Below are 22,485 nucleotides of genomic sequence, written 5' to 3'. Positions count from 1 at the left end.
TGTAAGGCATGCCGCCAGCGTTCAATCTGAGCCAGGATCAAACTCTTCAGTTTAATCTCTGTTTATTTGGCATTTCTGCCACCGTCATTGCTGACGGGTCGCTCACTCAAAATACTGACAGGCCACTTCTTGCGAAGCGCCTATTTCAATTACTTCTTGTGAACATTTGATATTTTAAGTATCAGCAGGACTAGCCTGCTGTGCACTTTCATCAAACGTCCACACTTATCGACTGTTAATTTTTAAAGAACTTTATTCGGTACTGCTTGCTGAAGAAGCGTTGTGTTCATCAGCGAAGAGGCAAGATTATGAACTGTTTCGTTTATCTCGTCAACCCCTTCTTTTTCCTCGCTAACTTCGCATTTACATGCTGCGTTTTTCGGGGAGGCGAACTATAGCAAGAGCAGCCGCAGCTTGCAAGGGTAAAATAAGGACTTCACCGATTTATAAGTCGCTCACATGTCTATTCCAACTATCCCTACTACTCATAACGAGACGCTGGCCGTCCTGCTGGACAAGGCCATCAACAATAAAACCAAACCGCTGGGTAGCCTGGGCGTACTGGAATCACTGGCTAAACAAATCGGCCTTATACAGAACACTCGCGAAGTGGCGGTCACGCAGCCGGCCATCCTGGTGTTCGCCGCCGATCACGGCGTGGTCGCGGAAGGCATCTCCGCCTACCCGCAGGATGTGACCTGGCAGATGGTAGAGAACTTCCTCGCGCGCGGCGCTGCCATCAATGTCTTCGCAACGCAGAACAACTGCGAACTGCGCGTCATCGACGCCGGCGTAAATCACGACTTCGGCCCGCGCGATGGCCTGATCGACCGCAAGCTGGCCCACGGCACGCAAAACTTCGCACAAGAACCAGCGATGAGCCGCGCCACCTGCGAGGCAGCACTGGCCGCCGGCATGGCCCTGGCCGCGGACTTGAAAGGCAACGTAGTCGGCTTCGGCGAAATGGGCATCGGGAACACCACCGCCGCCGCAGCGCTGATGCACAAGCTTACCGGCATCCCGGTCGCGCAATGCGTGGGAGCCGGCACCGGCCTCTCTGCGGAAGGCATTCTGCACAAACAGCACGTGATCGAAGCGGCAGTGGCCAAGCACGCCGCAGCAGTGGAGCCACTGGATGTACTGGCCACCTTCGGCGGACTGGAAATCGCCATGATGGCCGGCGCCATGCTGAAAGCGGCCGAGCTGCGCAAAGTACTGCTGATCGACGGTTTCATCGTCACCAGCGCGCTGCTGGTTGCCGCACGCGTGCAACCAGCGATCCTGGACTACTGCGTATTCGCCCACTGCTCCAACGAAAACGGCCACCAGCAGATGCTGGCCGCGCTGGGCGCGAAACCGCTGCTGAACCTGGGCCTGCGCCTGGGCGAAGGCACCGGCTGCGCGCTGGCCCTGCCGCTGCTGCATGCGTCGGTCAACTTCCTGAACCAGATGGCCACATTCGAATCGGCCCAGGTCAGCGAGAAGTCCGAGTAAGCGCCGTGCATCAAGTACGCCTGTTCTTCACCGCCCTCCAGTTCTTCACCCGCCTGCCGATTCCTGGCTGGGTGGGATTCGATGCCGCGTGGCTGAGCCAGGCCTCGCGCTACTTCCCGCTGGTCGGCGTGGTGGTGGCGGCGATTACGGCCGGAGTGTATGCACTGGCGGCCTGGATCTTCCCCGCGCCGGTCGCCGTACTACTGTCTACCTCTGCCGGCATCTACGCCACCGGCGCCTTTCACGAAGACGGCTTCGCCGACATGTGCGATGGCTTCGGCGGCGGCATGAGGCCGGAGCGCGTACTGGAGATCATGAAGGACTCGCGCATCGGCGCCTATGGCGCCATCGGCATCATCTGCCTGCTCGGCACAAAGTGCGCGACGCTGTCCATGCTGCCGCCGCTCGCTGCGATCGCCGCGATGCTCGTCGGCCACCCGCTGTCTCGCTTGATGGCCACCTCCCTGATCTGGCGCCTCGACTACGCGCGCACCGAAGGCAAGGCCAAGCCGCTGGCACAAAAGATGAGCACCATTGAATTCCTGCTAGCCGCCGTCACCGCGGCCATTCCCGCGCTGGCGATGACCGCTTGCGGATGGCTGAGCTGGAGCGCACTGGCGACCGGCATCGTCGCGGCGGCCATCGCCACCATCTGGCTGGCCCGCAAATTCGTCCACCGCATCGCCGGCTACACGGGCGACTGCCTCGGCGCAGTGCAGCAGCTCAGCGAAGTGGTGTTCTACCTGTGCGTGCTGGCCAGCATGCACCACGGCGCCCTTCCCTGGTAACGCCGTGCAGCTGATACTGGTCCGTCATCCCCAACCGCTGATCGCGCCCGGTGTGTGCTACGGCCGCAGCGATCTGGCGGTCGCGCCGGAACAGCTGGCGCAGACACTGGTCGCGCTGACAGCCACACTGCCGCGCGGCTTGCCTCTATATAGCAGCCCGCTACAGCGTTGCGCCACCCTGGCGACGCAACTGGCGGCGCCGTTGCAGTCGCCCGCGCCACTTCTGGACGCCCGCATCGCGGAGATCGACTTCGGCGACTGGGAGCTGCGCCCCTGGGACGATATCCCCCGCGCCGACATCGACGCCTGGGCCGCAGACCTTGTCCACTACCGCCCCGGCGGCGGCGAAAGCGTGCTGCAAATGGCCGGCCGCATCGCCGCCTTCCACGCCGACCTCCAGCGCCAGCAGCGGGACGCCATCGTCATCTGCCATGCCGGCGCGATGCGTCTGCTGCTGGCCTGCCACGCAGGCCTGGCTCCCGCCGACATGGCCATGCAAGCAGCCCAAAACCCGCATCAAATCGCCTATGGCGCCACGCTGACGCTGCAAAGCTGAACCGCCGTCCCATGACCGATGCGGCACAAACCCGTATAATGACGGGGTTTTGGTGCCCGCGCGTCTGTCCAGATGCGCAGTTAAACGGGAAACACGAAGCTCTCGGCTCACGCAGCCAAGGCCCACGTGTGCTGCCCCCGCAACGGTAAGCAAGTGTCGCAGCGCATGCGCGACAAACCACCTCTGACAACCACTGTGCTCCGCATGGGAAGGTGAGGCGGTTTAACTTGCCAGCCCGGATACCGGCCAAATCAGGTGGAAGCGAGCGAACTGGATGAGCGCAACAGGCGATTCCCGGTTTTCCGCTTCTGTTCAATCTGGCCCACGGGGACGTCGGCCGGTTGCTATTAACAGAAAAACTACATCATGACCCTTCGTATCTCCCGTCCAGCGGCCCTGACGTCGCTGGCGCTGGCAATGGCCGCCTCCTACGCCCACGCCGAACCGACCGCCGGCACCGTACTCGTCACCGCAACCCGCCACCCGCAGGCACCGGCCGATGTGATCAGCGACAGCGTGACCATCAGCCCCGAACAGATCGCCGAATCCGGCGCCGGCTCCATCGTCGACCTGCTGCAACGCCAGCGCGGCATCGAGATCGCCCGCAACGGCGGCGCAGGCACCAACGCCACCGTGTTTATCCGCGGCGCCAACAGCAACCAGAACATCGTGCTGGTCGACGGCGTGCGTATCGGCTCGTCCACCACCGGCGCCGCCAACTGGAGCGCCATTCCGCTGACCGCCGTCGATCATATCGAAATCATCTACGGCCCACTGAGCTCCCTGTACGGCGCGGACGCCATCGGCGGCGTGATCCAGATCTTCACCAAAAAGGGCAAGGGCGCACCGGCGTTGACCGCCTTCGCCGGCTACGGCACCGACAACACCCGCGAAGCCGACGCTTCGATCTCCGGCGCCACCGGCGGTGAACACAGCATCAGCTACGCGATCAGCGCCGGCAAGGAAAAATCGGACGGCTTCTCCGCCACCCGCCCAGCCATCGGCAAAGCCTACAACGCCGACAAGGATGGCTACGACCACGAAAGCGCGGCAGCCCAATTCGGCCTTCGCCTGGCCGAAGGCCACGAAGTCGGCGCGCTGCTCATGCACAGCAAGCTCGAATCCCAGTACGACAACGGCGCTGCCGCCTTCGATGTGCGCTCCAACGCAAAACTCGAAAACGCCGCCATCTACAGCAAGAACCAGATCCTGCCGATCTGGCAAAGCCTGGTGCAGTACTCGCAGACCAAGGACGAAGGCGCCACCTACAGCAGCCCCCTGGCTTCCGGCTACTCACAGATCAACACCAAGCAGACCGACTTCACCTGGCAGAATGATGTGCAGGTCGGCGCCGACGTGCTGCAACTGCTGTACAGCCACCGAAAAGAAGAAGTCGAGACCAACGGCTTCAAACTGGACAACCCGCAGCGCACCACCAACTCCTTCGCGGCTTCGTACAACGCCCGCCGTGGCGACAACCTGTTCACCGCCAGCGCGCGCCGCGACAAATCGATGTACGGCGCGAAGACCACCGGCTCCATCGGCTATGGCTACAACTTCACGCAGGCGCTGCGCGCCACCGCCAGCTATGGCACCAGCTTCCGCGCACCGACCTACAATGAGCTGTACTACCCGTCCTACGGCAATCCGCGCAACAAGCCGGAGCTGGGCAAGAACGCCGAAATCGGCCTGCGCTACGACAGCGGCGCCACCGCACTCAGTGCCAGCTACTATCGCAATCGTCTGACCGACCTGCTGGTCAGCACCAACCCGTGCCCATTCGGCTCCGTTGGCTACACGAACGGTTGCGTCTACAACGTCAACCACGCCCTGCTTGAAGGCTTGACGCTGTCCGCCAGCCAGCAACTGGGCCGCTTCAATTTCGCCGCCAACGTCGACCTGCAAGACCCGAAGGACGAAACCAGCGGCAAGCGCCTGCAGCGCCGCGCCAAAAAGCACGGCAACCTGCTGGCCGACTACAGCGCCGGCGCCTGGAAGGCCGGCGTGGAGCTCCAGCTGTCCGGCGACCGCTACGACGACGCCGCCAACAACAACCGCCTGGGCGGCTATGGCCTGGTCAACCTGTACGCGACCTATCACTTCAACCGTGACTGGTCGGCGCTGGTCCGCTGGAACAACATCAACGACAAGCAGTACGACCTGGCGCGCAATTACGCCACGCCGATGTCCAAGCTGTTTGCCGGCATCCGCTACGGCTACAAATAAGCAGTAATGGTGTAACCTGCCGGGCGTGGAGCGCATCCGCCGCGCGCCCGGCAGCCTCTCTTTTTTGAAAGCAGTGCATGCATTCTTTCTCCCGCAACCTGCGACAGCGCGCCACCGTCACCCTGACCGGGTTGGTGCTGTTCGCGTTTGCCAGCCTTATTTTCTCGGGCATGACCGGTTCGGTCTCGATTCCCCTCTCCGACATTCCCGCAGCAGTCGGTGAACTGCTGCATGGCCAGACCCAGACCCTGGCATCGACCCTGCTCGACCTGCGCTTGAGCCGCGCACTGACCGCCTTCGTCACCGGCGCCGCCCTGTCGCTGGCGGGCGTGATGATGCAGGCGCTGCTGCGCAACCCATTGGCCGATCCCTATGTACTCGGCATTTCCGCCGGTGCCTCGGTCGGCGCGCTGGCAGCGCTGCTGTTCGGCTGCGCCATCTGGATGGTCGATGCTTCGGCCTTCGCCGGCGCGGTCGCCGTCTCGATGATGTTGTACCTGCTGGCCCGGCGCGACCTGCGCGGCGGCGCGGCAGCCGACGGCGGTACCGCCCTGCTGCTGCTGACCGGCGTGATCCTGTCTTCCGCCTGCATGGCGCTGGTGACGCTGATGCTGTCCATTGCCCCGGAGAGCCGCTTGCGCAGCATGGTCTTCTGGATGATCGGCGACCTGGCCGGTGCGCCGATGCGCGCGCTGCCATGGATAGTGCTTGCCGGCACCCTGGTATTCGTCTTGCGCAGCGCCCGCTCCATGAACGTGATGGCGCTGCACGCCGAAGCTGCCGCTACGCTGGGCATCCGCGTCGGCGCGCTGCGCAAGGGCCTGTTCTTTGTTTCCGGCCTGCTGACCGCCAGCGCCGTCACCAGCGCGGGCAGCGTCGGCTTCGTCGGCCTGATCGTGCCACATGCCTGCCGCTTCGCCGTCGGCCCGGACCACCGCGTGCTGATACCGGCGGCGGCGCTGGCCGGCGGCAGCTTCCTGTTGTTGGCCGATACGCTGGCCCGCACCATCATCGCGCCGCAACAGCTGCCGGTAGGTGTCGTCACGGCGCTGATCGGCGCCCCGGTCTTCCTGTATCAACTTCACAGGCTGCGCAAATGATGATCAGCACTCACAATCTCTCGTTAAAAATTGGCCGCCGCCAGCTGATCGCGGATCTGAACTGGCATGTGCGCGAAGGCGAATGCTGGAGCGTCATCGGCCGCAACGGCGCCGGCAAGAGCACCCTGTTGAAGACACTGGCCGGTCTGCGTGAACCCGACAGCGGCTATGTCACCATCCAGAACCGCGCCCTGCCCGACTGGCCGCTGCCAGAGCTGGCACGCCAGCGCGCCTTCCTGGCACAAAGCCGCAGCGACGCCTTCGCCTACAGCGTCATCGAAACCGTGCTGTCCGCACGCCACCCGTATCACGACAACCGCTATTGGGAAGGCAGCGACGACCACGCCATCGCGTTGAAATCGCTGGAATCGATGGAAGTGGCCGACCTGGCCGAGCGCGACGTACGCACGCTGTCCGGCGGCGAACGCCAGCGCGTGGCCATCGCCGCCATGCTGGCGCAGGATACGCCGCTGCTGCTGCTCGACGAACCGGCCAATGCGCTGGATCTGGCGCACCAGGTCAGCGTTATGAGCCTGCTGGCGCGCCTGTGCCGCGAGCAGGGCAAGACCGCCATCATGATCGGCCACGATTTGACGCTGGCGCACAGCGTCTCCACCCACGCGCTGCTGCTGATGGGCGACGGCCGCTGGCTGGCCGGCACCACGGCGGAAGTGATGCGGGCCGATATCCTCAGCGATTACCTCGGCCATCCGATCGACATCCTCCAGTACGGCAAGCGCAGCATCTTCATCCCTTCCGAGGACATTGCATGAACCAACAGAATACCGGCGACATCGACGAACAAACCGCAGCGCTGAACGAGCGCCATCGCGTACGCATGGAACGCAAGAAGGCCATCATCGACGCCAAGATCGCCTCCGCCGACAAGCAAATCGGCATCATCATCGTCAACACCGGCAACGGCAAAGGCAAAAGCTCCAGCGGCTTCGGCATGGTGATACGCGCCATGGGCCACGGCATGAAGGTCGGCGTGGTGCAGTTCATCAAAGGAGCGATGCAGACCGGCGAAGAGCTGTTCCTGCGCCGCTTCCCCGAAGAAGTCAGCTTTCACTCGATGGGCGAAGGCTATACCTGGGAAACCCAGAACCGCGAACGCGATATCGAAAAAGCGCTGCAGGCATGGGAACAGGCCAAACGCTTCCTGGCCGATCCTGAGATTGGCCTGGTGGTGTTCGATGAACTGAATATCGCCCTCAAATACCGCTATCTGGACGTGGAGACCGTCATCAACGATCTGCTGGCGCGTCCGGCGATGCAGCACGTCGTCATCACCGGGCGCGGAGCGCCGCCGGAGCTGATCGCCATCGCCGATACCGTCACCGAGATGGAAGTCGTCAAGCACGCCTTCAAGGCCGGCATCGGCGCACAAGCCGGGACCGAGTGGTAATGGCAGCGCACATCGAAGTCAAAGCCCTGCTGGTGGCCGCCGTCTCCTCCGGCCAGGGCAAGACCACCGTTACCGCCGCGCTGGCGCGCAAACTGGCACGCCAGGGCAAACGGGTACGCGTATTCAAATGCGGCCCGGACTTCATCGACCCGATGCTGCTGGAGCGCGCCAGCGGTGCGCCCGTGCGCTCGCTGGACCTGTGGATGGTCGGCCACGACCTGTGCCGCCGCCAGCTGGCGCAAGCCGCCGCCGAAGCGGACGTCATCTTGATCGAAGGCGTGATGGGACTGTATGACGGCACGCCGTCGTCCGCCGACCTGTCGCGCGAATTCGGCGTGCCGGTGATGGCAGTGATCGACGCCGGCGCCATGGCGCAAACCGCCGGCGCGCTGGTGCACGGCCTGCGCGACTACGGCCCGGTCGAGATGGCGGGAGTCATCGCCAACCGCGTCGCCAGCGAAAACCACGCAAAAATGGTGGCGGCCTCGCTGCGCGATATTCCGCTGTTTGCGACCTTGCCGCGCCAGGCGAAATCGCTGCCCGAACGGCACCTCGGCCTGGTACTGCCGGGCGAAGTCGGCGACATCGACCAACTGCTCGATAATCTGGCGGACCAGCTGGTGTTCGACGACGCAGCCTGGGAGCGCCTGCGCCCAGTGCGCATCGAGGTGCCGCCGGCCGCAGAACCGCAGGCGCCGCTGCTGGCCGGGCAGACCATCGCCGTGGCCCGCGATCCGGCTTTCATGTTCATCTATCCGGCCAACCTGGACACCTTGCGCCAACTGGGCGCGACGCTGACCTTCTTCTCGCCGCTGGCCGGCCAGCCGGTGCCGGCGGAAGCGACTGCCGTGTACCTGCCGGGAGGTTATCCCGAACTGCACGCAGAAGCGCTGTCGCAGGCGTCCACATGGCAGGCGTCGATCCGCTCCGCCCATGCGGCCGGACTGCCCATCGTCGCCGAATGCGGCGGCATGATGGCGCTGGCCGATACGCTGGCCGATCAGGCAGGCGCGGTATGGGCGATGGCCGGCCTGCTGCCCGGAGCCGTGGCGATGCAGGCCCGCCTGGCGGGCCTGGGTTCGCAGGGGCTGACGACGGCGCAGGGCGTCCTGCGCGGACACACGTTCCATTACTCCAAACTGGAGACAACAGTGGAGCCTGCGGCGTACACTATCAAACATCCATCCGCCGTACAGGGTGAAGCCTGGTACCGCGTAGGATCTTTGGCAGCTTCGTATTTTCACGCCTATTTTCCATCAAATCCGGCGGCCGTCGCCGCCCTGTTTTCAAGGAGCGCAGCATGACACGTACACTGGTTCTGGGCGGCGCACGCTCAGGTAAAAGCGGATACGCCGATCGCCTGGCCATCGAGTCGGGCAAGGAAGTCGTCTACATCGCCACCGCCACCGCAGGTGACGCCGAAATGGCCGCCCGTATCGAACATCACCGCGCCGGCCGGCCCAGCGAATGGATCACGGTCGAAGAGCCGCTCGCCCTGGGCAACCAGCTGCTGCGCTGGTCCTCGCCGGACCGCCTGATCCTGGTCGATTGCCTGACGCTGTGGCTCAGCAACCTGCTGTTCAGCGGCGGCGAGGAATATCCGGAAGTCGGCGAGATCGCGCTGCCGGCTCTGTTCCACGAACAGCAGGACATGCTGGTCAGCGCGCTGACCAAGTGCACCAGCGACATCGTGCTGGTATCGAACGAAGTCGGTATGGGCATCATGCCGTTCGGCGCCATCTCGCGCTGCTTCATGGACGAACAGGGACGACTGAACCAGGCCATGGCGGCCATCTGTGACCGCGCGGTCTTCGTCGCCGCCGGCCTGCCGCTGGTGTTAAAAGGATCTTCGTGCTGACAGGTTTGAGCTTTGGCGTCATCGCCTTGCTGATGGTCGCCGGCGTGCTGCTCGACCTGGCGCTGGGCGAGGCGCGGCGCTGGCACCCGCTGGTCGGCTTCGGCAACCTGGCGATGGCGCTGGAGCGGCGCCTCAACCGCGGCGGCCTGCGCTTCTGGCGCGGCGCGCTTGCCTGGACGCTGGCGGTGCTGCCGCTGACCGCCGCCGCCACACTGCTAGTCATGGGGTCCAATGCCGCCCAGCCGTGGATCTGGATCACCCACGCCGTCATGCTGTATTTTTGCCTCGGCCTGCGCAGCCTGCGCGACCACAACCTGCCCATCGCCGACGCGCTGGCGCAGAGCGATCTTCCCAATGCCCGCCTGCTGACCGCCCGCATCGTCAGCCGCGATACCACCAGCGCCAGCGAAATAGAACTGACCAAGGCCAGCGCCGAATCCCTGCTTGAAAACGGCAACGACGCCGTCTTCGGTACGCTGTTCTGGTTCATCGTCGCCGGCGGCCCCGGCGCGGTGCTGTTCCGCATGGCGAACACGCTGGATGCGATGTGGGGCTACCGCACCACGCGCCTGCTGCAATTCGGCTGCACCGCAGCCCGCATCGACGATGCGCTCAACTACATCCCTGCGCGCCTGACCGCGCTATCCTACGTGCTGCTGGCGCCCGGCCTCCAGGGCAAGCTGCGCGCCTGGCAGTGCTGGCGCACGCAGGCCCCGGCCTGGAGCAGCCCGAACGCAGGCCCGGTGATGTCGAGCGGCGCCGGCGCGCTTGGCGTGCAACTGGGCGGCGCCGCCATCTACGACGGCGAAATCGAGCACCGCCCGCCACTGGGCGAAGGCCTGCCGGCCACCGGCGCCGACATCAGCCGCGCATGGCGCCTGGTCGCGCGCACCACGGTGCTGTGGCTGGCCGTCGCCTGCGCCGTCGCGGCATGGATGGAGATGGTCCATGCTTGAACACGGAGGCAATCTGCGCGACGCCGCGCTGCGCTTCGGCCGCGACGACTGGCTGGACCTGTCCGCCGGCCTCAATCCCCACTGGTATCCCGCGCCCGCGCTGCCTGGCAATGCGTGGCACCGTCTGCCGGAACCAGATCCGGAACTGGCGCTGGCCGCTTCCGCCTACTACGGCGCACCGTTGATGCTGCCGGTCGCAGGTACCCAGGCCGCCATCCAGGCCCTGCCCCGCTTGCGCAAACCGTCGCGCGTTACCGTCGCCGCACCATCCTATGCCGAACACGCGCACCACTGGAGCGGCCACGGACACACGCTGACCCAGACGCCATACGACGCGCTGAACGCAGCGGTCGCCGACAGCGACGTCCTCGTCGTCTGCAACCCCAACAACCCGACCGGCGCCAGCATCCCCGCCGACCAGCTCCTGCAATGGGCGGGACAACTGGCGGCGCGCGGCGGCTGGCTGGTGGTCGATGAAGCCTTCGGCGACACGGCACAGCACAACAGCGTCGCCGCGCACAGCGGGCAGCCTGGCCTGATCGTTCTGCGCTCGGTCGGCAAATTCTTCGGCCTGGCCGGCATCCGGCTCGGCTTTGTGGCGGCCCATGAAGACCTGCTGCGCGAGCTGGCCGACCTGCTGGGCCCATGGGCCGTCAGCGGCCCTGCGCAGCACATCGCCATCGCTGCCCTGCGCGACCAGCCATGGCAGCAAAACACACTGCAGCAACTGCTGGCCGGCGGCCAACGCCTGCAACAGCTCCTGGCGGCGCACGGCATCCGCTCCACCGGCACCGCACTGTTTCAATGGTGGAGCGAAGACCGCGCCGAAGCCTTCTGGCAGCACATGGCGGAACGCGGCATATGGGTGCGCCTGTTCAAGCAGGCCGCGCGCGGCATCCGCCTTGGCCTGCCGCCCGACGAAGCAGGATGGCAGCGGCTGGAATCGGCATTGAAAGAATGGATCAACAAGGAACCAACATGAACAAACCGACGATCAAACTGCTGGCAGGCCTGACGATGCTGGCCATGGCGGCAAGCGCCCATGCCGCCATCAGCGTGCGGGACGACGACGGCAACGTCGTCACACTGCAAAAGCCAGCGCAGCGCATCATCGCCATGGCGCCGCACGTGACCGAGCTGCTGTACGCGGCCGGCGGCGGCGACAAGATCGTCGGTGCGGTCACCTACAGCGACTATCCTGAAGCGGCAAAAAAACTGCCCCGCATCGGCGACAACCGCCAGGTCGACATGGAACGCGTGATCGCCATGAAGCCCGACCTGATCGTCGTCTGGCTGCACGGCGCCTCCGAGCGCCAGATCGAAACGCTGCGCCAGCTGAATGTCCCGATGTTCCACAGCGAGCCGACTAAACTGGACGGCATCGCCGATAACGTGCTGCGCCTCGGCCAGCTGATGGGCACCGAGGCCGTCGCCCAGCCAGTCGCCGCCGAGATCCGCCAGAAGTTCGCCGCGCTGGCGAAACAATACGGCAACCGTCCGCCGGTACGGATGTTCTACCAGGTGTGGGACAAGCCGCTCTACACCCTGAACGGCACCTCCATCGTCAGCGACGCCATGCGCCTGTGCGGCGGCGTCAACATCTTCGCCGACCTGAAAGTGACGGCGCCGGTGGTCAGCAACGAAGCGGTGCTGCAAGCCGATCCCGAGGCGATCTTCGGCACCAGCGAAAAGAACTACGGCGGCGTGGGCCTGTGGAAGCCATACACGACGATGAAGGCTGTCCGCAACGACAACCTGTTCACGCTCGACGGCGAGCTGCTGAACCGCGCCGGCCCACGCATGGTCGCCGGCACCGCCGCCATGTGCGAAAAACTGGAACTGGCGCGACAGCACCGCAAGAACTGATATGAACTTCCCTTATTCGACCCTGATGGTTCAGGGCACCACCTCCGATGCCGGCAAGAGCACCGTCGTTGCAGCCCTGTGCCGGCTGCTGAAGCGCCGGGGCGTGCGCGTCGCGCCGTTCAAGCCGCAGAACATGGCGCTCAACAGCGCCGTCACGGCCGACGGCGGCGAGATTGGCCGCGCGCAGGCACTGCAGGCTATCGCCGCCGGCGTGGCGCCGCATACCGACATGAACCCGGTACTGCTCAAGCCATCGAGCGACATCGGCGCCCAGGTCATCATCCACGGCAAGGTGCGCGCCGAGATGAATGCGCGCGACTATCACCAATACAAAACCGTGGCGATGCAGGCCGTTCTGGAATCGCACGAACGCCTGCTGGCGCAGTACGACAGCGTGGTGGTCGAAGGCGCCGGCAGCCCGGCGGAAATCAACCTGCGCGACCGCGACATCGCCAACATGGGCTTCGCCGAAAAGGTCGACTGCCCGGTGATACTGGTGGCGGACATCGACCGTGGCGGCGTGTTCGCGCACATCGTCGGCACGCTGTCCTGCCTGTCGGAGAGCGAGCGCGCCCGCACCATCGGCTTCGTCATCAACCGCTTCCGGGGCGATATCAAACTGCTGGAGCCAGGCCTGGAATGGCTGGAACAACAGACCGGCAAGCCGGTGCTGGCGGTGCTGCCCTACCTGCACGGCCTGTTCCTCGATGCCGAAGACGCCGTCCAGCCGGTGCAAGCCTCGCGTGGCGCGTTCCGCGTGGTGGTCCCCAGCCTGCCGCGCATGAGCAACCACACCGACTTCGACGCCCTGCGCGCTCACCCGGATGTCGACCTGCGCTTCGTGCGCCAGGGCGAGCCGATACCTGCGGCCGACCTGATCATCCTCCCCGGCAGCAAGAACACGCGGGGCGATCTGGATTGGCTGCGCGCCCAGGGCTGGCCGGAACAGATCGCCCGCCACCTGCGCTACGGCGGCAAAGTGATCGGCGTCTGCGGCGGTTTCCAGATGCTGGGCCACAGCGTGACCGATCCGCTGGGCATGGAGGGCAAGGCCGGCACATCGCCGGCACTCGGCCTGCTCGACATGAGCACCGAGATGACCGCCGATAAACGGCTGGTGCAGGTACAAGGCGTGTGCGCCTTCGATGCTGACCAGGCCAGTGTCAGCGGCTACGAAATCCACATGGGCACCTCGACCGGCAGCGCACTCGATGTCCCGGCCTTCATCATCGATGGCCGTCCCGAAGGTGCGCGCTCGGCGGACGGACAGATCCTCGGCACCTACCTGCACGGTCTGTTCGACACACCGCAAGCCAGCAGCGCCCTGCTGCGCTGGGCCGGCCTGCAAACTGAAAACACCGTAGACACCAGCGCACTGCGCGAGGCCAGCCTTGACCGCATCGCCGACGCCACCCAGCCGCTGCTGGATGCGCTGCTGGCATTGCATGAAAAGGCTCCATCCGCATGAGCACAGTCGTCAATCCGCACGCCTTCGCGCACGCTGAAATCGAAGGCGTCTACCGCGCCATCCGCGAACGGCGCGATGTCCGCCACTTCAAGCCTGGTCCGCTGGAACCGGGACAGCTGGAGCGCTTCATCGCGGCCGCCCACAACGGCCCCAGCGTCGGCCTGATGCAGCCATGGCGCTTCATCCGCATCGCCAATCCCGCGCTGCGCGCACAGATACACCGGCACGTGAACGAAGAGCGCATCAAAACCGCCGAAGCGCTGGGAAAGCGCGCCGAGGAATTCATGCAGCTCAAGGTGGAAGGCATACTGGCCTGCGCCGAAGTGCTGGTGGTGGGCCTGATCGACAAGCGCGACCAATATGTGTTCGGCCGCCGCACCATGCCGGAGATGGACCTGGCTTCCGCCTCCTGCGCACTGCAGAACTTCTGGCTGGCGGCACGCGCAGAAGGCATAGGCGCGGGTTGGGTATCGATGTTCGATCCGCAGCAACTGCGCGACATCTGCGGCATGCCCGACGGCAGCCAGCCGATCGCCGTGCTGTGTGTCGGCCATGTCCACGAGTTCTACACCGCGCCCATGCTGGAGCTGGAAAAGTGGGACAAGCGCCGGCCTGTGTCGGACATCATGTTTGAGGATAGCTGGGATAATCCCGCCGTCACCGCCTAGACGCTACTGCACTCCTCGATGCGGCGATTGCCCGGTCCCGCCAGGGTGCGCAGGCTGCGCTCCGTCGCCGCCGTGAACTCGTGCTTGAAAACGGTATCGACAAACCGCCAGTCGCAGCGCACCTGCTCGTGGCTGGCGGTGACGATCATGTAACCGCGCTTGCTGGTCTGCGCGTAGTACAGAGGCTCGATCAGGTCGACCATCATGCTCGCCACATCCTCGGGATCGCGGTCCGGATAAGCGCCCTCCATCCCCGGCGACGACACCGACGCCGTCGCAAACTCCACGCCCACCTGGCGGCCTTGCGCGTCATGCAGGTCGCTGGCCCAGGCATTGTGCGTATCGCCCGCCAGCACCACCATGTTCTTGCGGTGCCGCTGCATCATCGCGAACACCAATTCGCGGTCGTTCTGATAACCGTCCCACGAATCCATATAGCACGGCAGCGTCGGCGCGGACAGCCAGCGCCGCTCCCGCTTGCTGACGCAGGAAGGATCGGCGGCGGCACGCTTCTTCAACGCCGAATAGTCGGTGCAATTGCATTCGCCCATGGCGACGGCAGTCGGATACTCCATGCGCGCCATCAGCACCTGCTGGCCCAGCATCTGCCAGCGTGCATTGGATCCGCTCACCTGGCGTTCCAGCCACGCCATCTGCTCGGTACCCATCATCTGCCGGCGAGGTGAGCAAACGTCATGCTTGTACTTCTCCACATCGAAGCGTTTATGTTCGTCGTAGTAGGAGGACATCATCAACTGCTGGTCGCGGCCGATCAGACGCGTATCGAGCATGTGCAGCGACACCACGCCGCCGAAGTCGAACGAGCGATAGATTTTTTCAGGCGACGCCGGATCTGGCGCGCGGATCGGCATCCACTCATGATATGCCGTCATCGCCGCCACCTTGCGCAGCGTGAAGGGACCGTATTCGGTGGCCTTGTGCTCGGCCGAACCGTCGCGCCAGGTGTCATCGGCGAATTCGTGGTCGTCCCACACCGCAATGAACGGCATCGCAGCGTGCACCGCCTGCAGATCGGGATCGGTGCGGTACTGGGCGTACCGGCGGCGGTAATCGTCCAGCCGCAGCAACAACTCGCGCGGTTCCGACACGCGCCCCAGTGCCTCCGCATTGCCACAGGCGTAGCCGGTGCTTTCGTATTCGTAGATGTAGTCGCCGATGTGCAGCGCGGCGTCGATGTCGTCCTGGCGTGCGGCATCGGCGTAGACGTTGAAGTAACCGGACGGATAATTCGAACAGGAGAACACCGCCAGCCGCACCTGGCGCACATCGCCGCGCGGCAGCGTCTTGGTGCGTCCGACGGTCGACTTCACCGTATCGACGGCGAACTGGTAGTAGTACACATGGCCAGGCAGCAGTCCGGCGGCGTCCACCTTGACGGTGTAGTCCTTCTGCGCCGACGTGGTCACGCTGCCGTTGGCGACCACCATCTGCATGGCCGGATCGGTCGCCATCTGCCAGCGGACGGCGACATCGCCGCTTTCGTCGCTGCGGCGCGGCGTCACGCGGGTCCACAGTATCACGCGGTCGCTGAGCGGATCGCCGCTGGCGACTCCATGATCGAAACCGATTGCGGCACCGTCGGCGATGCTGGCCGCCGTGCTGCTGCAACCACTCAGGCCCGCGCCTGCGCCAACACCCAGCAGGGCAGTGGCGCCCATCTGCCGGATAAAACCGCGACGACCTGGGAACAGCGACTTAGCGTCCATATCAACTCCATCGGCCATTTCGATGGCGCCAACTTACGCCCGATTCATGACGTCCTTATGACCTTCCTGTGGCTTTTGTGTGACAATCGGATGCATGAATACCACCGCCGCCAAGAGCTACCTTCCATGGGTGGTCGCTACCGCCCTGTTCATGGAGCAGCTGGACTCCACCATCGTCAACACTGCGATTCCCAGCATGGCGGCCAGCCTGCAAGTGACTCCCCTCAGCCTGAAGGCCGTCGTCACCAGCTATATCCTCAGCCTGGCCGTGTCGATCCCGATCAGCGGCTGGATGGCGGACCGCTTCGGCACGCGCCGCGTTTTCATGAGCGCGGTGACGATATTCACGGTGGCGTCGGTGCTGTGCGGCCTGTCGGTCAATTCACCGATGCTGGTGGCGGCCCGGCTGCTGCAAGGCCTGGGCGCGGCGATGATGATGCCGGTCGGCCGTTTGACCATCGTGCGCACCTTCCCCAAGTCCGAACTGCTGGCGGCGATGAACTTCGTGATCATTCCGGCGCTGATCGGCCCCCTGCTCGGTCCCACCGTCGGCGGCTTGATCGTGCACTGGCTGACATGGCGCGACATCTTCTTCGTCAACGTGCCGGTCGGCGTGGTGGCGATCTTCCTGGCGCACCGCTACATGCCGGACTATCGCGGCGACGGCGAGCGGCCGCTGGACCTGGTCGGCCTGGTCTTGTTCGGAACCGGCGTGGCGCTGCTGTCATGGCTGCTGGAGGTTTTCGGCGAACACCAGATCGACGTCACGTCCGCAGCGGTGCTGCTGTTCATCGCCTGCAGCCTGCTCGCCGCCTACGTGTGGCATGCCAGGGACGCGGCCTTCCCCTTGCTGCAGCTGGCGTTGTTCAAGATCCGTACCTTCCGCGTATCCGTGATCGGCGGCTTCATCACGCGCATCGGCATCGGCGGCCTGCCGTTCCTGCTGCCACTGCTGTATCAACTGGGATTGGGTTTGCCTGCATGGCAATCGGGCCTGCTGATGATGCCATCCGCCGCTGCCGCCATGGGCATGAAGTTCATTTCGGTGCGTGTGCTGGGCCGCTTTGGTTATCGCCAGGTTCTCACCGTCAACACGGTGCTGATCGGCCTGACCATCAGCATGTACTCCTTCGTCCAGCAGGGAACCCCGCTGCATCTGATCGTGATGATCAGCCTGTGCCTGGGCTTCTTCAATTCGCTGCAATTCTCCGCCATGAACAGCATCGCTTATGCCGACGTGGAGAGCGCCGATTCCAGCATGGCCAGCACCATGGCCAGTTCGATGCAGCAGCTGTCGATGAGCTTCGGCCTGGCCACCGGCTCACTGATCACCGGCTGGTTCCTCGGCGACCTGCCGCAATCGAACCGCGTGGCACTCACCGGCGCCTTGCATCACGCCTTCCTGACGCTGGCGGTGCTCACCATCCTGTCCTCGCTGACCTTTTGGTCCTTGCGCGAGCAGGATGGCGAGAGCATCAGCAAAGGCGCTCCCGCCTAGCGGCTTTGCTTAGGGCAGCTGCTTGCGGCGGCGTGCCATCGCGCCCACCATGCCCAGACCGGCCAGCAGCATCGCATAGCTGGCAGGTTCCGGGACGGCCATCGCGTTCGTGTACGCGCCGTCGAAGCGATAGCGTACCGCCAGGCCGTTGATGCTGGTGGAGCCCACCAGTTGCAGGAAGCCGGCGTCGCCGGTCACGTCGCCCAGCAGACGGAAGGCGTAGACGCCCGACGCGGCCTCGGTGAACGACAGCGTCTTGCCGTTGACGATGGCGCCCAGTCCATTGAAAGTAAGCGACGAACCGCCCAACTGCACCGACGAGCTGTCCGTCAGCGACAGGCTGGCAAAGGTCTGGCCGTTCGCTCCGCCGGCGCCGGCCAGCTGCAGCGTGCCGCCGTTCAGTACCAGCGCGCTATCGGCCGACAGGCGGTTCGCGCCGTCCAAGGTCAGCACGCCGCCGCTGATCTGCGTAGCGCCGCTGTAGGTGCTCACGCCCGACAGGACCACGGCGCCGCTCTTGATCTCGACATTGCTGAAATTCGAGATCGAGCCTGCATACGAGAAGCTGTTGCCCGCGCCCGGATTGACGACCATCGTATTGCCGCTGCCACTGCCGCCGTTGATGCTGCCGGCGATGCTGCCGCCGGTGATGGTCAGGCTGTTTTTCCCGCTGCCCATCTCGATCGCCTTGCCGCTGCTGGCGCCGTTGATGATACCCGCGTTGACGATCACCGTGTTGTCCGCGCCGGTCTTGATGGCTGCGTTGGCGATGCCTCCCCCCTGGATGGTGGCGCCCGCGTTGTTGTTGATGGTGACGACGTAGCCGCTGGCTGCACCCACGGTGACGATGGCCGAGTCGCTCTGGCCGCGTATCAAACCGCCCTGCTGGTTGGTGATGGTGGCATTGCCATACAAGCCTTCGCGCGTGCCGGCCGGTGCGCCGCTGATGTCGTTACCGGCCAGGGTGATGCCACGTCCGACGGCGTTGGTATTCCCGGCCGCGACCAGGCCCTCAATGGTGCCGGAGTTGACGATCACGCCGCCGCCGACACTCAGGCCTTCGCTGTATGCGAGACCGTCGGCCGGCGCGCTGAACGCGTTGGCCGAGCGGATGATGCCGGTGTTGGTGACGTTGGCGATGCCGTCAACATCGAGGCCATCACCGTCACCTGTCACACCGTTGCCTATGATGGTGCCGTGATTGACGATGGTGGCGATCTGTTTGCCGTTAACGCCATCGAGATTGACGCCCGAACCATTGCTGCCCCGGATAACGCCGCCCGCCGCGTTGGTGATGCTCATGACGAAGGACTGCGATCCATCCTTCTGGCCACCGGTGATGCCGTGGCGGCCGCCGTCGATCAAGCCGGTCGCGCCGTTGAGGATGACCGCGCCGCTGTTATTCTGAGCGTCGATGCCGTCGCTGCCGCTGCCGGTACTGGTGGTCGAGACGATGGAGCCGTAGTTGTTCACCGCGCCGCCCACGCCGGTGCGCACCGAGTCCGCCTCCTTCGCCTGCATCAGGCCATAGTTGTTCACGATGTTCGCGCCGGAGGTGATGGCGGCAAAGTCCACCACCTGCGAACCGCCTGCACTGGCGTTATTCGAGATCATCGAGCCGTAGTTGGTCAGCGTGACGCTGGCATTGGCCTTGTTCATCTGGATCACGTCGCCGTCGGCAGCCAGCATCTTCGCGGCTTTGTTGGTGGCGCTGCCGTTGATGATGGTCAGGCCTGTGACGCCCGTGTTATCGCGGACCACGCGCCCGCTGCCGGTCTGGCTGATGAGGCCCTGGTTATCCAGCGTCGCGTTCTTGCCGGTGATAGTGACAGCCACCGCGCTGCCGCCAACCGTCAGCGATCCGGACGTGGTGATGGTGCCGGTCTGGTTCTTGTCCAGCGTTTGCGCATCGGTGTTGGCGTTGCTCAGCGTGCCGGGGAAAACGATCGCCGGATTGGCAGCGGAAGCGCTCAGTGGCAAGGCCGCAGCCAGCAGCAGGAATTGAATGGCGGAGTGAGGTTTCAACAGCGCGAACGGCATGGTTTGTCCCGGATATTGTGTGAGCAAACCTTCAATATCCCATAAATTTATGACATGCCCGTGACGCTGTGGCGCGCTTGCACGGCGCCTGTGCGCGGTGCGCGCAAGCTGCTATGCTGCCGCGCTGCTTTTCAATTCGGGAGACACACCATGCAAAACATAGCCGGGCGCACGACGGCGCTCGCCACGGTCATCATCGCAATGGCGCTGAGTTTCATCGCCTATCAGGGAACGCGCGGCCACCAGGGACCGGAGCTGGAGACGCCTTACCAGGCGGTGGCGCTGATGAATGGCCAGATGTTCTATGGCCGACTGGAGCCGGCTGGCGGCGACTATCTGACGCTGCGCGATGTGTTCTATATCCAGGGCCGCCAGAATCCCGAGACCAAGGCCATCACCAGTGTGCTGATCAAGCGCGGTGGCGAAGCGCATCATCCAGACCGCATGTTGATCAACCGTCAGCAGGTGCTGTTGATCGAACCGGTGAAGACCGATTCGCAAATCGCCAAACTGATCGCCGAGCAGAACGCCGCCGCAAAGTAAAAAAGGCGGGCCGCCTGGCCCGCCTCCTCATCAAAACGCCGTCAACGCCTTGGTGAACTTGATCAGCCACAGACGGCTTGGACGCTCGCGGTCCTCGCCGCGCGCAACGCGGATCGTGTTCGCGGCATTGCAGCCCGCAGCAGTGCTGGTGATGATCGCGCCGGATGCATCGATATTGCACTTGGTGACATCCGCATCGTCCACCGCCACGCCGGCTGCGGTGAAGACTTTGGTTTTCATGCCGAAGTCGTTATCGTTGGCCAGTGCCAGCGTATTGCCGTCCACGATGGTCAGGCCTTCCGCTTTTTCCGCCAGCCAGCCAATCGCGTTCAGATCCAGCAGCAGGGTTTTCTTCAGCGTCGTCACCGCTTTCCAGTCCGCGCCGTTGACTGAGGTGCCGCTCATACTGCTCTTCTCCAGGTCCGACGTCTTGACGTTGTAGGCCGCGCTGGCGATATCAGTCGCTGCGCCTATCTCCACCAGCATCAACTTGTTGAACACCTTGCCGTTCGGCGCCGCGCCCTGCTCGATCACGATGAATTTGCCGTTGCCCAGCGCGACCAGGTCGCCCAGCTTGGCATTGCCGGTACGGCCGTCCTGATAGTCGGTGGCGTCCAGTGGATACGCGTACATCTTGCCCCAGGTGCCGGTAGTCGGATCGAACTCCACCCAGCGGGTGAAGCGCGCGTAGCGTTCGATCGCTTCGCTCTTGCCCGTCACCGAATAGGTCGCGTTACCGTCGGTGAGTGGGCTTTGCAGGAAGCCGTGCAGCTTGTCGGTGCTGGTGTCCAGCGTCAGGCCTTCCATGCCGCGGTTGGCGCGGCGCTTCAGGAAGATGTCCGGTAGGCCGCTGCCCGGCGCGTACTTGTTGAGGATGATGCCGGTGGCCGGATCGAGCTTGATGATGAACGGGCCGTATTCGTCGGAGATCCACAGCGCATTGCGCTTCTTGTCGACCACGATGGCTTCGGTATCGAGGCCGCCGGCGTTGAAGGTGGCCTTGCTGGCGGCGTCGTACTTCAGCGCGTCCATCAACGGCAGCTCTGCTGAGTTGCCGATGCTGCCCGGCGCAACCGGCAGGCCGGACGCGTTGACCGTCGCCGATACCTTGATCGGCGTCGACGACGTCAGCACCGCGCCGGATTTGCCGACGGTGATCACGCCGAACGACGGCGTGAAGCTCGGCGACGGGAAGAGCTTGGCGCCGGAGAGACCGCCGCCACTCAGCGACGGCACATTGGGACCGTCGCCGTTCGGGCCGCGATCGGTCAAGCCGTAGAACTCCAGATCGCCATTGGCGTTGGTGCCCTTGAAGGCCAGCGACGATCCGTAGGATGGCAGGAAGCCCAGAGGGAAGTCCTCTTTGACCTTGGCGTTGCTGCCTTCGTACGGCACATAGTAGCTGGCCGCAGCCTGGATCTGGTAGCGCGTGACGTTGACGGCGACAGCGCCCAATGGCGTGGTCTGCGTGAACGACTCGACCACCGGCGTGCCGACCTTGGAGGCCAGCGTATCTTCGAAGTGTTCGCGCACCAGTGCGCGGCGGCTGTCGTCGATCGCACGTGCGGCGTATTTGGCGCCGACTGTGGCCAAGTGGGAGGTCATCGCGGTGTTGAAGGCGGCGGCATCCATGGTGAAGTCGGCGCTCTTGGCGGCCAGTGCGGTTTTCACGTCGGCGGTGATCTTGATGCCGTTCGATGGATCGCTGTCTTCGTCCAGCAATTGCAGGGCCAGCAGGCGGTTGACGACTTTGCTGTCCTTGACGTCGGTGACGCCGGCCAGCTGCAATGGCGTGATGGTGGCGGCGCATGGTGCGCTACCCAGTGCCACGCCGCCGATGCTGAAGCTGACGGTATCGCCAGCGTAGCAGGTGAACTCTCCCTTGGCCGAAGTGCTGGCTTTCGCGGCGGTGCCGGCGACATAGTCCAGGTTCTCCACCGCACCGTCCAGGAAGACGCCGGTAGTCGGCGTTTTGGCTGGCGTCGCGCTGTCGCTACCGCCGCAGCCTGCCAGGACGGAAAACACCGCGAGCGATATCAGGGAAAAGTTTTTCATGCTTAACGAGCCTCGGTTGAAAAAGAGGCAAGTCTAGCTACAGTACGTTACATGGTAATGACAGACGAAAAAAAGCCCCAACCAGATCACTGGAAGGGGCTTTTTTAATATAACTAGCCTGACGATAACCTACTTTCACACTGGTTGCAGCACTATCATCGGCGCAGAGTTGTTTCACGGTCCTGTTCGGGATGGGAAGGGGTGGGACCAACTTGCTATGGTCATCAGGCATTG

At 64.3% G+C, this 22,485-nt stretch carries 19 protein-coding genes, 1 rRNA gene and 1 riboswitch; of the genes, 16 read left to right on the top strand and 4 right to left on the bottom strand.

Going from position 1 to position 22,485, the window contains the following annotated elements:
- Nucleotides 1-459: 459 nt before the first annotated feature.
- From cobT to bluB, 14 genes are all read left to right on the top strand, one after another.
- A complete protein-coding gene (gene cobT / locus GEV01_RS30375; RefSeq protein WP_152810121.1) occupies nt 460-1,494 on the top strand; it encodes a nicotinate-nucleotide--dimethylbenzimidazole phosphoribosyltransferase in 1,035 nt (344 codons plus the stop codon).
- 5 nt (nt 1,495-1,499) lie between these two features.
- Nucleotides 1,500-2,282: an adenosylcobinamide-GDP ribazoletransferase gene (locus GEV01_RS30370; RefSeq protein ID WP_328595671.1), complete on the top strand. Its 783-nt coding sequence runs from the start codon at nt 1,500-1,502 to the stop codon at nt 2,280-2,282.
- Nucleotides 2,283-2,286: 4 nt separating this feature from the next.
- Nucleotides 2,287-2,838 (top strand): histidine phosphatase family protein, encoded by a 552-nt coding sequence (locus GEV01_RS30365; RefSeq protein ID WP_328595670.1) that lies wholly within the window; start codon nt 2,287-2,289, stop codon nt 2,836-2,838.
- 33 nt (nt 2,839-2,871) lie between these two features.
- Nucleotides 2,872-3,103: riboswitch (cobalamin riboswitch) on the top strand.
- Nucleotides 3,104-3,204: 101 nt separating this feature from the next.
- Nucleotides 3,205-5,064, top strand: a complete 1,860-nt coding sequence (locus GEV01_RS30360) for a TonB-dependent receptor domain-containing protein (RefSeq protein ID WP_152810119.1) — start codon at nt 3,205-3,207, stop codon at nt 5,062-5,064.
- Between the two features lie 77 nt (nt 5,065-5,141).
- The gene (locus tag GEV01_RS30355; RefSeq protein ID WP_152810116.1) at nt 5,142-6,164 is read left to right on the top strand and encodes a FecCD family ABC transporter permease; all 1,023 of its coding nucleotides are present in this window, start codon (nt 5,142-5,144) and stop codon (nt 6,162-6,164) included.
- Entirely contained in the window at nt 6,164-6,937 is a 774-nt protein-coding gene (locus GEV01_RS30350) for an ABC transporter ATP-binding protein (protein ID WP_152810125.1), read from the top strand. The genes GEV01_RS30355 and GEV01_RS30350 overlap by 1 nt, the downstream gene beginning before the upstream one ends.
- Nucleotides 6,934-7,572, top strand: coding sequence for a cob(I)yrinic acid a,c-diamide adenosyltransferase (gene cobO / locus GEV01_RS30345; RefSeq protein WP_152810114.1), 639 nt, complete (start codon nt 6,934-6,936; stop codon nt 7,570-7,572). The genes GEV01_RS30350 and cobO overlap by 4 nt, the downstream gene beginning before the upstream one ends.
- Nucleotides 7,572-8,876 carry a cobyrinate a,c-diamide synthase gene (locus GEV01_RS30340; RefSeq protein ID WP_152810112.1) on the top strand — a complete coding sequence of 435 codons (1,305 nt, stop codon included), beginning with the start codon at nt 7,572-7,574 and terminating at the stop codon, nt 8,874-8,876. Before cobO ends, GEV01_RS30340 begins: the two co-directional genes overlap by 1 nt.
- Nucleotides 8,873-9,430 carry a bifunctional adenosylcobinamide kinase/adenosylcobinamide-phosphate guanylyltransferase gene (gene cobU, locus GEV01_RS30335; protein WP_152810110.1) on the top strand — a complete coding sequence of 186 codons (558 nt, stop codon included), beginning with the start codon at nt 8,873-8,875 and terminating at the stop codon, nt 9,428-9,430. The genes GEV01_RS30340 and cobU overlap by 4 nt, the downstream gene beginning before the upstream one ends.
- Nucleotides 9,424-10,386 carry an adenosylcobinamide-phosphate synthase CbiB gene (gene cbiB, locus GEV01_RS30330; protein WP_328595669.1) on the top strand — a complete coding sequence of 321 codons (963 nt, stop codon included), beginning with the start codon at nt 9,424-9,426 and terminating at the stop codon, nt 10,384-10,386. The genes cobU and cbiB overlap by 7 nt, the downstream gene beginning before the upstream one ends.
- Nucleotides 10,379-11,368, top strand: coding sequence for a threonine-phosphate decarboxylase CobD (gene cobD / locus GEV01_RS30325; protein ID WP_152810108.1), 990 nt, complete (start codon nt 10,379-10,381; stop codon nt 11,366-11,368). Before cbiB ends, cobD begins: the two co-directional genes overlap by 8 nt.
- The gene (locus GEV01_RS30320; protein WP_152810106.1) at nt 11,365-12,252 is read left to right on the top strand and encodes a cobalamin-binding protein; all 888 of its coding nucleotides are present in this window, start codon (nt 11,365-11,367) and stop codon (nt 12,250-12,252) included. The genes cobD and GEV01_RS30320 overlap by 4 nt, the downstream gene beginning before the upstream one ends.
- A 1-nt stretch (nt 12,253) precedes the next feature.
- Complete coding sequence (locus GEV01_RS30315) at nt 12,254-13,720, top strand: cobyric acid synthase (RefSeq protein ID WP_152810104.1); 1,467 nt, start codon at nt 12,254-12,256, stop codon at nt 13,718-13,720.
- Entirely contained in the window at nt 13,717-14,388 is a 672-nt protein-coding gene (bluB, locus tag GEV01_RS30310) for a 5,6-dimethylbenzimidazole synthase (RefSeq protein ID WP_152810102.1), read from the top strand. The genes GEV01_RS30315 and bluB overlap by 4 nt, the downstream gene beginning before the upstream one ends.
- On the opposite strand, the gene GEV01_RS30305 is transcribed toward bluB, so the two are convergent.
- On the bottom strand, nt 14,385-16,115 hold the full coding sequence (locus tag GEV01_RS30305) for an alkaline phosphatase D family protein (protein WP_152810100.1): 1,731 nt from the start codon (nt 16,113-16,115) through the stop codon (nt 14,385-14,387). The genes bluB and GEV01_RS30305 overlap by 4 nt on opposite strands.
- A 94-nt stretch (nt 16,116-16,209) precedes the next feature.
- Between GEV01_RS30305 and GEV01_RS30300 the strand changes: the two genes are divergently transcribed.
- Nucleotides 16,210-17,613 (top strand): DHA2 family efflux MFS transporter permease subunit, encoded by a 1,404-nt coding sequence (locus GEV01_RS30300; protein WP_152810098.1) that lies wholly within the window; start codon nt 16,210-16,212, stop codon nt 17,611-17,613.
- 9 nt (nt 17,614-17,622) lie between these two features.
- On the opposite strand, the gene GEV01_RS30295 is transcribed toward GEV01_RS30300, so the two are convergent.
- Nucleotides 17,623-19,653 carry a beta strand repeat-containing protein gene (locus GEV01_RS30295; protein WP_152810096.1) on the bottom strand — a complete coding sequence of 677 codons (2,031 nt, stop codon included), beginning with the start codon at nt 19,651-19,653 and terminating at the stop codon, nt 17,623-17,625.
- A gap of 150 nt (nt 19,654-19,803) precedes the next feature.
- Here GEV01_RS30295 and GEV01_RS30290 point away from each other — a divergent pair, with 150 nt between their 5' ends.
- The gene (locus GEV01_RS30290; RefSeq protein ID WP_152810094.1) at nt 19,804-20,196 is read left to right on the top strand and encodes a hypothetical protein; all 393 of its coding nucleotides are present in this window, start codon (nt 19,804-19,806) and stop codon (nt 20,194-20,196) included.
- 30 nt (nt 20,197-20,226) lie between these two features.
- On the opposite strand, the gene GEV01_RS30285 is transcribed toward GEV01_RS30290, so the two are convergent.
- Nucleotides 20,227-22,251 (bottom strand): esterase-like activity of phytase family protein, encoded by a 2,025-nt coding sequence (locus GEV01_RS30285; protein WP_152810092.1) that lies wholly within the window; start codon nt 22,249-22,251, stop codon nt 20,227-20,229.
- A gap of 116 nt (nt 22,252-22,367) precedes the next feature.
- Nucleotides 22,368-22,480, bottom strand: a 5S ribosomal RNA gene (gene rrf, locus GEV01_RS30280).
- Nucleotides 22,481-22,485: the final 5 nt, after the last annotated feature.

The sequence above is a fragment of the Rugamonas rivuli genome, from assembly GCF_009380165.1.
GTDB classification, from domain to species: Bacteria; Pseudomonadota; Gammaproteobacteria; order Burkholderiales; family Burkholderiaceae_D; genus Rugamonas; species Rugamonas rivuli.
Note: the sequence above shows the minus strand (reverse complement) of the source record. Positions and strands in the feature narration are given on the sequence as shown.